The sequence below is a fragment of the Streptomyces sp. NBC_01283 genome, assembly GCF_041435335.1.
In the GTDB taxonomy this organism is placed as follows: Bacteria; Actinomycetota; Actinomycetes; order Streptomycetales; family Streptomycetaceae; genus Streptomyces.
Genome location: NZ_CP108430.1, coordinates 9,135,926 through 9,147,931 on the forward strand (window position 1 = coordinate 9,135,926; position 12,006 = coordinate 9,147,931).

General features: G+C 66.2%; 17 protein-coding genes and 1 pseudogene. 11 read left to right on the top strand and 7 right to left on the bottom strand.

The window, feature by feature from the left end:
* Nucleotides 1-91: 91 nt before the first annotated feature.
* From OG302_RS41370 to OG302_RS41380, 3 genes are all read right to left on the bottom strand, one after another.
* Nucleotides 92-265 (bottom strand): CsbD family protein, encoded by a 174-nt coding sequence (locus tag OG302_RS41370; protein WP_371749899.1) that lies wholly within the window; start codon nucleotides 263-265, stop codon nucleotides 92-94.
* Nucleotides 266-303: 38 nt separating this feature from the next.
* Entirely contained in the window at nucleotides 304-474 is a 171-nt protein-coding gene (locus OG302_RS41375) for a hydrophobic protein (protein ID WP_371749900.1), read from the bottom strand.
* Between the two features lie 143 nt (nucleotides 475-617).
* On the bottom strand, nucleotides 618-797 hold the full coding sequence (locus OG302_RS41380; RefSeq protein ID WP_371749901.1) for a hypothetical protein: 180 nt from the start codon (nucleotides 795-797) through the stop codon (nucleotides 618-620).
* Nucleotides 798-1,199: 402 nt separating this feature from the next.
* Here OG302_RS41380 and OG302_RS41385 point away from each other — a divergent pair, with 402 nt between their 5' ends.
* The 5 genes from OG302_RS41385 to OG302_RS41405 all read left to right on the top strand — a co-directional run bounded on the left by OG302_RS41385 (nucleotide 1,200) and on the right by OG302_RS41405 (nucleotide 3,821).
* Nucleotides 1,200-1,466: a hypothetical protein gene (locus OG302_RS41385; RefSeq protein WP_371749902.1), complete on the top strand. Its 267-nt coding sequence runs from the start codon at nucleotides 1,200-1,202 to the stop codon at nucleotides 1,464-1,466.
* Between the two features lie 47 nt (nucleotides 1,467-1,513).
* Complete coding sequence (locus OG302_RS41390) at nucleotides 1,514-1,855, top strand: ANTAR domain-containing protein (RefSeq protein WP_371749903.1); 342 nt, start codon at nucleotides 1,514-1,516, stop codon at nucleotides 1,853-1,855.
* Nucleotides 1,856-1,896: 41 nt separating this feature from the next.
* Nucleotides 1,897-2,253, top strand: coding sequence for a PRC-barrel domain-containing protein (locus tag OG302_RS41395; RefSeq protein ID WP_371749904.1), 357 nt, complete (start codon nucleotides 1,897-1,899; stop codon nucleotides 2,251-2,253).
* 67 nt (nucleotides 2,254-2,320) lie between these two features.
* Complete coding sequence (locus OG302_RS41400) at nucleotides 2,321-3,157, top strand: DUF1206 domain-containing protein (RefSeq protein ID WP_371750388.1); 837 nt, start codon at nucleotides 2,321-2,323, stop codon at nucleotides 3,155-3,157.
* Nucleotides 3,158-3,473: 316 nt separating this feature from the next.
* On the top strand, nucleotides 3,474-3,821 hold the full coding sequence (locus tag OG302_RS41405; RefSeq protein ID WP_371749905.1) for an STAS domain-containing protein: 348 nt from the start codon (nucleotides 3,474-3,476) through the stop codon (nucleotides 3,819-3,821).
* Nucleotides 3,822-4,461: 640 nt separating this feature from the next.
* Here the strand turns inward: OG302_RS41405 and OG302_RS41410 are convergent.
* On the bottom strand, nucleotides 4,462-4,746 hold the full coding sequence (locus OG302_RS41410; RefSeq protein WP_371749906.1) for an ATP-binding protein: 285 nt from the start codon (nucleotides 4,744-4,746) through the stop codon (nucleotides 4,462-4,464).
* Nucleotides 4,747-4,963: 217 nt separating this feature from the next.
* Between OG302_RS41410 and OG302_RS41415 the strand changes: the two genes are divergently transcribed.
* A complete protein-coding gene (locus OG302_RS41415) occupies nucleotides 4,964-5,293 on the top strand; it encodes an SH3 domain-containing protein (protein WP_371750389.1) in 330 nt (109 codons plus the stop codon).
* Between the two features lie 101 nt (nucleotides 5,294-5,394).
* On the opposite strand, the gene OG302_RS41420 is transcribed toward OG302_RS41415, so the two are convergent.
* Entirely contained in the window at nucleotides 5,395-6,315 is a 921-nt protein-coding gene (locus OG302_RS41420) for an NADP-dependent oxidoreductase (protein ID WP_371749907.1), read from the bottom strand.
* A gap of 83 nt (nucleotides 6,316-6,398) precedes the next feature.
* Between OG302_RS41420 and OG302_RS41425 the strand changes: the two genes are divergently transcribed.
* A complete protein-coding gene (locus OG302_RS41425; RefSeq protein ID WP_371749908.1) occupies nucleotides 6,399-6,968 on the top strand; it encodes a TetR/AcrR family transcriptional regulator in 570 nt (189 codons plus the stop codon).
* Between the two features lie 27 nt (nucleotides 6,969-6,995).
* Here the strand turns inward: OG302_RS41425 and OG302_RS41430 are convergent.
* Nucleotides 6,996-7,325: pseudogene (locus OG302_RS41430) on the bottom strand (transposase); the annotation flags it as partial.
* A 195-nt stretch (nucleotides 7,326-7,520) separates the two neighbouring features.
* The gene (locus tag OG302_RS41435) at nucleotides 7,521-8,045 is read right to left on the bottom strand and encodes a PadR family transcriptional regulator (RefSeq protein ID WP_371749909.1); all 525 of its coding nucleotides are present in this window, start codon (nucleotides 8,043-8,045) and stop codon (nucleotides 7,521-7,523) included.
* A 109-nt stretch (nucleotides 8,046-8,154) separates the two neighbouring features.
* On the opposite strand from OG302_RS41435, the gene OG302_RS41440 reads away from it, so the two are divergent.
* From OG302_RS41440 to OG302_RS41455, 4 genes are all read left to right on the top strand, one after another.
* Nucleotides 8,155-9,534, top strand: a complete 1,380-nt coding sequence (locus tag OG302_RS41440) for an MATE family efflux transporter (RefSeq protein ID WP_371749910.1) — start codon at nucleotides 8,155-8,157, stop codon at nucleotides 9,532-9,534.
* Entirely contained in the window at nucleotides 9,417-9,812 is a 396-nt protein-coding gene (locus tag OG302_RS41445; protein WP_371749911.1) for an MBL fold metallo-hydrolase, read from the top strand. Before OG302_RS41440 ends, OG302_RS41445 begins: the two co-directional genes overlap by 118 nt.
* A 1,515-nt stretch (nucleotides 9,813-11,327) precedes the next feature.
* A complete protein-coding gene (locus OG302_RS41450; protein ID WP_371749912.1) occupies nucleotides 11,328-11,546 on the top strand; it encodes a hypothetical protein in 219 nt (72 codons plus the stop codon).
* Nucleotides 11,547-11,548: 2 nt separating this feature from the next.
* Nucleotides 11,549-11,863, top strand: a complete 315-nt coding sequence (locus OG302_RS41455; RefSeq protein WP_371749913.1) for a zinc-binding dehydrogenase — start codon at nucleotides 11,549-11,551, stop codon at nucleotides 11,861-11,863.
* Nucleotides 11,864-12,006: the final 143 nt, after the last annotated feature.

The window sequence follows — 12,006 nt, forward strand, 5'->3', positions numbered from 1 at the left end:
TCATTTCCCATCAACCTCTATTGAGTTGTGCCCTGTTGGCGCCGGTCGGGTGGTGTCCACGTGGCGTGTGTGCCACCCGGGGTGTTTGGGGTCAGCGTCGGAAGGCGTTCTTGGCTTTGTCGCCGGCCTGCTTGAGGTTTCCGGACATCCGGTCGGTCCTGCCCTCGCGCTCAAGCCGCTTGTTGCGGGTGCCGCGGCCGACGCGCTGAGTGATCCGGCCCTTGAACGCCTGCACTTTGTTCCGGATCGTGTTTCCGGTACTCATGGCTGTCCTTTGCCTGACGTTGTCGGGTGGGGTCCGGGCTATCCGCGGCTGCGGCTGAACCGACTTAGGCCACCGCTGCGGCCGCGCATGACGAATGCGATGAGCCAGACCGCCAGCAGTACCGCCGCGACGTACCAGAGGACCTGCATGGTGAAGCCGAACCCGAAGATCACCAGGATGAGCAGAAGGAGAAGAGTCCGGAACAGCATCGCCGGGCCTCCAGAGCGCGCGGAGAGGTTCCTGATATCCGCGGGGTCCGGGCGAAGCGGGAAGGTCAAATGCCGCACCCGAAGGGTCCGGAGTGGCACGGTCCTACGCCGTGCCGCCAGTCAACGCCTGCTCATGACTTCTGTCAACGGCCGTTGAGCCGCGTGGGGTCAGGCGTGGGGTGCGGGCCCACTGGGGTTGTCGGAGCCGTGCGGGAAGGGTCGGTCGGGTCGGCCGGCGTCGGCAGGATGCGGTCCTCCCACCAGGACAGGCTCATCACGGTGGCGAGCAGGATGAAGGGGACGAGAGCGACCAGCGCGTACATGAATACCGCCTGCTTGGGGGCATGTGCGGTGAGGTGGGCAGAGGTGGGATGCCCGCGTGGAGCGCATCGAGCCGTTGCCGTGGTCGCTGTGGGGGAGGCAAGGGCGAAGGCGGCAGTGTACGTGATGCGGCGGTGCCGTCTGCGGTGCGCGAGTGGCGCCTGTGAGGGGCGCGGCAACCAATCGATGCTGCCGGGGGCCGGGGCGGCACGGCAGACGTTAATCGCCGCCTCATTTCCTGACAAGCTGTCAAGTGGGCACGTGTGCACGGAATATGCGGCGGGTGCGCTGGGTGCTATGCGGCTGGGTCGAAACGTATCCGCGACCTCTGGACAGGGCTAAGCTGTGAAGCAAGGCCCGGGACCCCGGCAGCGATGATCTGTTCCGCCCCGGGAGGCCCCGCCGTGATCGTCTTGTTCGCCATCCTTGTCGTGGCCCTGCTCGGCTTCGGATTTCTCAATCCCATGTGGTGGGCGGCCGCAGCCGTGCTGATCTTCGGAGTTGTCCACTACGGCCGGGGTGGGGGGAGCCGGGATCAGGGCGGCAATTTCGAGTACCGCGACTATCGGGACTACCGGGACCGCCAAAACCGCTGGGCCCGCCGCTACCGACGCCGGCGCCAGGGGCGCTGGAACCGCCAGGACCGGTGGGACGAACAGCACCACCGGTAACCGACTCAGGCATCCGATACCCAGCGTTTCGTAGTGAGGCAGGCTTCATGGGCCAGACGGCCAGAGGCCAGGCAGAAGAGGTGGCCTGGGGTGACGTGGCACTAGAGCCGGTCATCGTCGAACTACGTGCCGCCAATGACCAGTTACTGCGGGCGCTGGCCGTCCGGGTGGTGATTGACCAGGCGATTGGCATGGTGATGGTCCTGGCTCCATGTTCGAACGGGACGGCCAGAAGTCCACTGGTGGAAAGAGCGCAGCACAGCAACGTGAAACTCCGCGAGCTGTCTGCCGCTCTGGTCGCCACCGCCGACGGCGAAGCGTTCCCCGAGCCGCTGCACAAGGAGTTGCGCCGCGCCCTGCGGCGACTTCATGCGGAGAACCGGCGGTGACTTCCCGCACCGGCAACCAAGTACCCAGAGGAGGCAAGAACATGATCCAGTCTGCAGATGTCCGTGAGTGGCGCGACCAGAATGTCCTGGACATCGAAGGCCACAAGATCGGCATCCTTGAAGCGGTATACGTCGACACCACCACCGACGAGCCGGCCATGGCCACGGTGCGCACCGGGCTGCCGACCCGCCACCGGCTGCTCTTCGTCCCCCTGGACGAGGCGATCGCCGGACCCGGCTACCTCAAGATCCGCTATGCCAAGTCGCTGGTGCGCAAGGCTCCTTCGATCGGAACCGACGACGTGCTCCCGGCCGAGCAGGAAGCCGCGGTCTTCCAGCATTACGGCCTGACCTATGAGCCCGGCACCCGCGGCGAGCGACAACTCGCCCGCCGCTGATTCCACCAAGCGGCCACTCGGCGGGCCCAGACACTCACCGTCGGCCAATGCTGCAAGGAGAGACATCGTGACGTCATCCCAAGTATCCGGTCAAAGGCGGACCGGCGGTGCCGCGACCCGGCGCTCGGCGGAGAACCAGACGCTGTCCACGGCGGGTCGGGCGGGCTTTTGCGCGCGGGGAGTCGTCTACGTCCTCATCGGCGCCTTGGCCATCCAGATGGCGCTCGGCAGCGGTGGGAAGTCAGCCGACCGGCAGGGTGCGCTGGCGCAGATCGCGGAACAGCCCTTCGGGAAGATCATGCTGTGGGTGCTGGTCGCGGGATTTGGCTGCATGGCCCTGTGGCGTGCCTCCCGTGCGGTGCTGACCCGCGGCCCCGACCGCAAGACTCCCTCCCGCCTGCTTGATGGCGGCCGGGCACTGTTCTACGGATTCATCTGCTGGGCCACCGCCACCTATGCCGCCGGCGGCGGCCAGGGATCCAGCGGCAACACGCAGTCCAAGGACTGGACGGCATCCGTACTGAAACTGCCCTACGGGCAGATCCTCGTGGCCGCCGGAGGATGCTTCCTGATCGGGATCGGCTCGGTGCTCGCGATCCGGGCAGCCATGCGCAAGTTCCTGCGCCAGCTGGACACCGCCGCCATGAGCCCCCGCACGCAACAAATCGTCACCGGCCTCGGCGTCAGCGGTGGCGTGGCACGCGGAATGGTGTTCGCCGCGGCCGGGGGCTTCGTCCTGATAGCGGCCATCCGATTCGATGCCGACGAAGCCAAGGGTGTGGACGGCACGCTCCGCAGCTTCACCGACACCCCGATGGGGCCGTGGCTGCTGGTCGCTGTCGCCATCGGCCTGATCCTTTTCGGCGTCTTCTCTTTTGCCTCCGCACGCTGGCGCCGACTGTGAACGCTGGCTGGCACCCACAACGATTGTGTTGTTGACCGTAGCCCGATGAGAGAGCATCGTCACCGCGTCGGGCGGGGTCGATCGCGAGGGCCTGCGGAGCGGGTGACTTTGGCGTTGAGCGTGTGCCGCCAGTGAACTCCGGGCCGCGCCAGTGGTCGGCATGGCGTGCGAAGTTGGACGATCTGTCCGTTGATTGCGCATTACAGCTAATCGCTGGCCAGGATTTCGCTGGAGGGGTGTCCCAAGGGCTACAGGCTCATCAGGACACAACTCGATTGGCGCCCCTGTCTGGCTCGTCTGGTCGCGAGGTGAGGCCATGGATCGGCTAGCCATTCGAGAAGCCCTGTCCGGCAACCCCCCGTTTCTCACGCTCGTACTCACCGGTGAGCTGGACGTCTTCAACGTCGGCAAACTCAGTGACACCATCGTCTGCGAGTTCGAGGCAGGCCGACGGCATCCACTGCTCGACCTTACCGGGGTCACATGGTGCGACAACGGAAGCCTCTACACACTCCTGGGAATACGGCACGCGGCGAGCCACGTCGGCGGCAGCCTCGCACTCTCCGTGGCGAGCATGTATGTCCAGGGGGCTCTCGACCGGGCCAGGTTGCATGCGCTCGTGCCATCTGTCGAGGATCACCGACTGTTTCACACCGGACATTGAGACGCCCCGGCGCGATGTGTACCAGGGGAGAGCCGTTCAGGCGAGGTCTGGCGCGAGAAGCTACCGGCCGTGCTACTTGTTGGCGAGTGTGCCGCCGGTGAACTCCGAGCCGCGCCGGCCGTCGCAATAGCGGGCGAGGCTGTCACCCGCCTGTGCCCGCACGGGAGTAGAGGGGCTGTGCCTGCCAGTGGGCGCGCACCTGCTATCGGACCACGGCGGAAGCTGAATCCTGTCTGCGGGTGCAAGGCGTAGGAAGTGCCGTGAACGATCCCTTCGTCCGTGAACCGCGCTGGACGTTCGGTGCTAGCGACGAGAACGGGGCAGTCGAGGAACTGTGCCGCACGACCGCTGATGAGGACTGGTCCGCGGATACAGAAGCGGCCGTCCACTCTGTGCTGCACAGCAGGGTGACGTGAGTCGGGCGAAGGCGCCGCGGGGCGGGGTGGCGAAAAGCCAGTTGACACGATGGGAGCTGTTGCTCCCGCAGGACATCAGGCCCGGTCGTGCTGCGACGCGAACGTGGTGTTCTGCCTGCCGAATCCGCAGAAGTTGTTCAGGGCGAGCCGATCCGGTGGGTCTGGGGATCCCCCTGGACCAGGTCAACGGGGGCCCTATGGCTTTGGTCAAGGGGGGAGTGGGGTCAGCGGTGGATAGATGTGCCGGGCATGACGCCGGTGGAACACGGCACGACCGCCGTGACCGTCATTCCCGTCGCATGGATGTGGATCTGCACGTCGTCCGACAGCTCGTGAATCAGCTGCCATCCGAGCCCGCCCAACTTGCTGGCGTCCAGGGGCAGGGCCCGCGGCGGGGCTGTGCTGGCGTCATGCACCGTCAGCGTCCCCAGCCGGAATGAAAGGGCCGAGTCGAAGGACAGCCACGAAGGCAACAACGGCTCGATCAACGCCCACGACTCATCGTCCACGATCTACGGTCGAGTGGGGCTGGCGTGCAGCCCCGGAGCGGCGTCAGCCACAGGGCGTGCTGTTCAGCGGTTCGGGGGGAGGAGCCCACTCTGGAGGGTGACGCAGCTGGCTCTACAGAAACGGTTCAGCAAGGGTGAGGCACTGTTTTGTCTCATGCGAAGGATTCGCCGCGTGCCGAGATCACGTCTGTTCCTCTCTCTGCTGGTTGCCTCACTCATGATCCTGGGCGGAGTTTCCGCCGGGCCTGCCGTTGCGGGGGGCGCTGCAGGCCGCCCGCCGACCGGTTGCCCGCGAGTTGAGGTCGATGCGGATGCCAACACCGGATGGGTGCAGACCGCGCGCGTGCACCTGCGCATTCGGGAGCACCCCACTACCCGCAGCCGTGTACTGGGGACCCTGCCGCCCTGCGCTGTCATCGCTGTCACTGGCAGCCAGGCGGGCCAGAGAATCGGCAACACCCGTACCTGGTACCGGCTGGAGGGGCGAGGGGGATGGGTCAGCGGCGCCTACGCGCGTACTCTGCGCCCGGTGCTCATCAGCAACTGAGGCGGATGGCTCTGACGGCCAGGCGCTGTCGTCTGTGCCTTGAGTTCTAGAGGGCTTGTTGCGAAAGTGGATCCTGGTCGCCGAGTCCACCTGGTGCCGGTTCACAGGGCGATCACGATTTTGCCGTGAACGTGCCTTTCGGCCTGCGTCGTCACGGCTTCGCGGATCTGCTCGACCGGGAAGGTTGCCGCGATCGGAACCGTGATCTCGCCGGCATGGATCGACTCGGCGATCCGTTCCATGGCGCCCGGACCTGCATCGAGGGCGCCCGCCTTGCGCACACCGGGCGGCGGAGCGGGGCCGTCGGCCACGACGGAGATCCGCTCGGGTGCCACGCCGAGCTTGAGGGCGGTCTCGGCCGCCTCCCTTCCGAACAGGTCGGTTGCGGCGGTGATCCCCTCGGGCGCCAAGGCCCGCACCCGGTCCGCCAGGCCAGGGCCGTACGCCGCGGGTTCGGCGCCGAGGCCGCGCAGGAATCCGAACGTGCCCTCGGATGCGGTGCCGATCACTCGGGCACCCGCAAGCTTCGCCAGCTGCACGGCAAAGATGCCCACGCCACCCGCCGCTCCACCGATCAAAACGGTGTCCCCGGCGCGGAGTCCGATCGCGGCGAGCGCGGCGGAGGCCGTCAGGCCGGACACCGGAAGCGTGGCCGCCACCTCGTCGCCGATGCCATCCGGGGTGGGCCACAGCCCTGCAGCGGGGGTCTTGACCAGCACGAAATCGGCGACGGACTGGCCAATCGCCGCCCCGAACACCCGGTCGCCGGTCGCGAATCCGGTGGCTTCGGCACCCACCTCGTCCACCACTCCGGCGAAGTCGCTGCCGAACCCGGCCGGCAGCGTGAGGCCGAACCGCGCCGCCATGTCGGGCTGGGTGGTGATCTGCCAATCCATCGGATTCAGCCCGGCGGCCGTGACCCGGACGCGAACCTCGTCCGGTGCGGCATGCGGCTCGGGTATCTCCTGCAGTTTGAGCACTTCGGGACCGCCAAATCGCGTGTAACGGACAGCTCTACTCATCGGTGACGTCTCCTGGTCAGTGATGGGACTTGGTCTTATCGACCGTACACCAGTGATGGGACCAAGTCCCGTACACTGTTCCCATGGCTCGCTGGCAACCCGACGCACCAGGACGACTCGCCGCCGCTGCCCTCGACCTCTTCGAGGAACAGGGCTACGAGAACACGACTGTGATTGAGATCGCGGAGCACGCCGGGCTCACCAAGAGCACGTTCTTCCGGCACTTCCCGGACAAGCGCGAGGTGCTCTTCGGTGGGGGCACGGTGGCCGGTCTGCTCGTGGAAGGGATCGCCTTGGCGCCGCGGGAGTCCGGGCCGCTCGACGCGGTGGCGGAGGCCCTCGATGCGCTCGGCCGGACGTTCTTCACCGCCGACCGCCGTGAGTTCAGCGGTCGGCGCCAGGCCGTGCTGAACGCCAATACGGAACTGCGCGAGCGTGAAGCCCTGAAAAGGATCGAGCTCACCGCCTCGATGATCGAGGCCCTCAACCGCCGCGGAGTCCCGAGCCTGACCGCGCGCGTGGCCGCGCAACTGGGCGCGCTCGCCTGGGAGATCGCCTACGACCAGTGGATCGGCACCGACAACAGTGAGGGCTTCGGCCCGCTGGCACGGCAGGCGCTCGCCGACGTACGCGCGGCCGGAGCCGTGCACTAGGGTCCGGCGCGAAAGTGCTGGTCACTCGTCGAAGGTCGGTGGTCGGCCACCTCGGAAGCCGAGCTTCTTGCGGTTGCGGACCTGATCGGCCTTCCCCGGGATGGTGCATTCGATCCTGCGTCTGCGCAGGTAGGAGCGGTTCGCACGGGAGCCGTAGGCTTTGTCGGCTCGGACCTTGTCGGGCGTGGTCCGTGGCCGTCCCGGCCCTGTGCGGGGGACCCGGATGCGCTCCAGGACGGGCTGGAACTGCGGGCTGTCGTGCCGGTGGCCAGCTGTGATCAGCAGCGACAGCGGCTTCTGCCCCTGCTCGGTCACGAGGTGGATCTTCGTGGTCAGACCGCCTCGGGAGCGTCCGAGTCCATGATCGTCCGGCTCGGCGGCGATGCCTCCGGGAGGTTCGCGCTGGAGGGCGCGGAGGCTTAGGAGGTCACCCGGCTTCCGGGCCCGAGAGGAACTGGACGAATGCCCGGCTGAAGATGGGGACATCCCATCCCATGGTGGCGCGGGGTGACAACGGACTGTCGGCGGGGTAGCGCCTCCATCGGCCAGTGTTCAACCTTCCAGGCTGCCGATGGCCTCGGCCAGCCACTTCTTTTCTTCAGTGCCGGTGGCGCGAGCGATGCGCAGCATGCCCTGCTGGAAGAGGCTGGGCGCTTCCTCGGCTCGCACGGGCTCGCCATCGCGGTAGAAGAAGCTCGCCGGGATGTTGAGGAAGGTCTGTCGACGACGCAGGACCGCGGCCTGCTCGGCGCGGGTCGGGAGATGGTGCAGGAAGGCGAGCAGAGTGAAGAAGCGCTGCCCATCGGTGATTTCGGCTTCCTTGGGGTGCCTCAATCGAGCCAGTAGTTCGGAGCGGCCCGCCTCGGTGAGGGACAGGATCCGGCGGGGTGCGGCACCGCTTCCAGGCTCGGTGTGCTGCTCAATCAGACCCGCTTTCACGAGCCGGGAGATGGCCGGATAGAGCGCTCCGTCGCTCACCGGGCGGATGTGGCCGCTGAGGCTCTGGATGCGGGCTTTCACCTCGTATCCGTGCAGGGACTCCTCGAAGAGGAAACCCAGAATCGACAGCTCCAGCATGCTCCGAGCTCCTTCCTGCGCCTGTCAGCGCGTTTGCCCGTCCAGTCCGGTCATGCTATCTCTTTTCGCTGTACCTCGATTCGAGGTACAGCGAAAAGAGGGGTTCAGCATGGGGGCAGCAGAACACCGGTGCAGGCTGGTGTCACTCGCGTATCCGGTCTACTTCGAGCTTCTCGCCGGGGTTACTGCCGGGATTATCAACATGGTCTGGGTGGCGCGGCTCGGCGGGGGCGCTGTCGCCGCAGTGGCTGTCGCCACGAATGTCGAGAACCTGCTACTTGGCGTCATCCTCGTCGCCGGCTCGGGTACGACTGTGCTCGTCGCGCGAGCCAGAGGAGCGGAGGATTCGGCAGCGATGCGCTCCGCCGTGCGCGGCGGATGGGTCCTGTGGGCGCTCGTCACACCCTTGGTCGCCATCGGTGGATACCTGTGCCGCGAACCGCTCGCCCACCTCGTACTCGGCGGTAGCGGCGGTGACTCGTTGCCGCTCGCCACTGGCTATTTCTCGATCGCATTGCCAGGAATCGCGGTGTTCTTCGCCACCAACGTCGTCGACGGCATCCTCAAGGGTGCGGGCGACACCCGCACCCCGATGAAGCTCGCGATCCTCGCGAACGGACTGATCCTCGGACTGGATCCCTTGTTCATCTTGGGATTCGACCTCGGAGTGCGTGGAGCGGCGATCGCCACAGTGCTGGGCCGGACGGTCGCGCTCATTTGCGGTTTCGTGGCGCTGCACCGCAATGGCGTACTGCGACAGGCCACCCAGGCGGCCCCGCAGAGGGCCGGTTCACTCACCGCCGATGCGCGCAAGACGGCTGCGACCGGGCTCCCTATGTCGGCCGACTTCGTCGTACGGATGGCGGGGGCGCTCGCACTCGTCGCCATCGTCGCCCGGATCGGCGTCAGCGAGGTCGCCGCGTACGGAATCGCGACGAAGGCGATGTACGTCGCGACCATGGCCTTCTACGCGATACGCCAGGCTGCCTCCATTCGTACCGCCCACCTGCTCGGCGCCGGACGCGACGAGCGGCGGGCCGTTGGGCGACAGGTGCTGGTCCTTGCCGGCGCACTCGGGCTCACGGCCGCGCTGGTACTGCTCGCTGCCGCGCCGTGGATCATGCGAGCCTTCGGCGGCGAGGGAGAGGTGGCCGAGGCAGGGGCACTTTATCTGCGCTGCCTAGGGCCGTACTTGACGCTTCTTGCGTGCTTCATTGCGCTGGGCGGCGTGTTCGAGGGCAGCGGTGGCAGCCCGGCCCTCGCATGGATCACCATGTGTGGCGTGGCACTCCAACTCGCGCTCGCGTACAGCCTGTCGGGTTTGGGCCTGCCGGGCATCTGCCTGGCCATGGCATTGGCCATGGCGCTCCAGTGCGCAGCCATCGCCCGGATGTATCGGCGCACGGAACAACGGACAGCTGCCGACTGCGACCACAGTGGTCTGAAAATCTCCGTCACAGAACCCGACAGTCCATCGGCGCCCTGCTGATCGAGCACGGCGAGCGCGCGCTGCTGATCGATGCAGGGTTCGGACCCCAGACACTTGAAGCCGAGCCCGGCAGCCCCATCGGGGCTCTCCACGGGGGAGAGCTGCTCGACAACCTGGCCCGCGTCGGCCGCCGTCCCCAGGACATCGAGGCGGTGGCCATCACCCACCTGCACGGCGACCACGTCGGCTGGCTCTCCCACCCCCCTCCCCGGCAGCGGTCTGCCTGCCTTCCTGCGGGCCAAATACCTGCTCACGGAACCGGAGTGGGCTGCGCGTGACCACATGGAAGCGCACGGCGCGGGCAAGGCAGAGATCGACGCGATAGCTGCCAAGGTCCGCACCGTGACAGACGGCCAGGAGATCTCCCCCGGTGTGAGGGTCGGGCTCATGACAGGCCACACCCCGGCCATACTGCCTACGAGATCCACTTCGCCGACATGGTCTTCGGCCACACCCGCCAGGACGACAACGGGCCCACCTGGCGCCCGATCGACGTCTGAGCCCGCGCGACCGTCCTTGGCATCCGCCGCGGCGGAGATCTGACTTACATCCGAGCTGCAGCGACGAACCGTCGTAACTTCCCGAAGTGCTGGGAGATCACTGGGTTACATTTGCGCGGGACGCGATGGTGCATGAAGAAGCCTGTGAAGAGTAGGGGTAGCGGCCCTGTGGCGACCAAGCCTGCGGGCCACTGTGCCCATGCCTTTTTGTGTCGGCTCTCTATCTGGTTGTAGACGGGAGAAGCATGCTGGATAGATGAGCAGCCTAGGACCTGACCCAACGCCGCAACAGGCGCATCAAGCCGAGGAGCCCCAGCAGCCTCAGCAGTCGGCAATACGCCGGCACGCAGGGACGTTTTCTGTTGCGTTCTTCCTGGCAGTAGCTGGGGCGTTGGCGGCTAGCCTCTCCGACAGTTTCACATCATGGAGTGCCAGCCTATTTGAAGATGAAAAGCCATCGATTGTATCAGGTACAGACCTTCGTAATTTTCGCCTGTTTGATTTGACAGGGCGACCGGTTAATGGGCTGAAAGTAGAGGGTGAGGCAGAGGGGGAGTGCCCGTTTAGCAGCTTTCAGAGCGAAACCACAGCTGCATGGCGCTGCTTTAGCGGAGACAGGGTAGACGACCCTTGCTTTGCGCCAGAGGTCGTGACCGAGGTGAAGACTACATATCTCCTTTGCCCAGGAACTCCTTGGTCGACGAAGGTCTGGCGAGTAAATATCAGCTCACCGCTCAAGGCGCCGGACCGGCGTGCTCATGGCACGTGGACGCACCCATGGGCGTTGGAAGTGCAGGAGCCGAACTCCTCGCGCCGATTGTACGGATGCGTTGCCGCGGGCGGTACTAGGTCTACGGTCCTCGGTAGGGATGTGATTTACGAGTGCTTGGACAACGACGGTGACGTCAATGGATATCTAGTCGGTTTGCCGAATAACAAGGGGAAAGGCCCTTGGATGATAGATTTAGCCGTGAAAGGAAGTACGCAAATAGTACTCGCGCCCATCAAAACGATGTGGCAGTAGAGGCATCTTTCGCGAGCGGGAGGGTGCGTTTCCACTGCGTCAGTTGCGGCCTCCAGGCGCACGCCGACCACGTTGGGGCACTCAACGTCCTACGGGCCGGGCTGGTCCGTCGCGAAGCCCAACCGGTATAGCGAGAAGCCCCCTCATTCATGACTCCGTTGGGAAAGTCGTGATTCGGGCGGTGCTGTGTCGTTCGTCTTGCTGATGGCCATGCTCGTTGGCGGGATGGGGAGAGCGGGATGTCGTTGGAGTCGCGGTCGGATGAGGGAGTGCCTGAGCTGACGGCTCGGGTGGTGCGGGCTTCGTTTCCCAAGGGGACTTTGGCCATCCGGATCAGGGAAGTGCTCGGTCCGGTGTTCACGGACGAGGATTTCGCCGGGGCCTTTGCTGATCGCGGCCGGCCCGCGATCTCGCCAGGGGCTCTGGCGCTGGTGTCGGTGTTGCAGGCTTCGACTTCACCGTCCTGGGGGATTTCCGCTGTCGTCTGATCATGCACGGGTTGGAAGAGCGGGTGCTGGAGGCGATGCTGGCCCGGCTCTCGGAGGCCGGGCTGCTGAGGGCCGGTGGCCGGCAGCGGACCGATTCCACTCATGTGCTGGCTGCGGTGCGCACGCTGAACCGGATGGAGGTCGTCGGCGAGACGCTGCGGGCGGCGCTGGAGGCGCTGGCCGCAGCTGCCCCGGACTGGCTGGCGTCGTTGATCAGCTCCGCCTGGGTGGAGCGATATCCGCTGCGCGAAGCCGCCGCGGCGCATCGGCAGATCATGACCGGGCATACGACGGGGAAGATCGTCCTCGTGCCGTGAGCCGGCCCCGACTGCACCGGCAGCATCGTCCGGATGACCGTGGCCGGCCGACGTACGTCTCCCGATGGTGGTGTACCGGTGACGTCGCGACGCAGTGGGCAGAGACGAGGGAGTGTCCCAGGCGGAAGGGGTGGGCAAAGAAG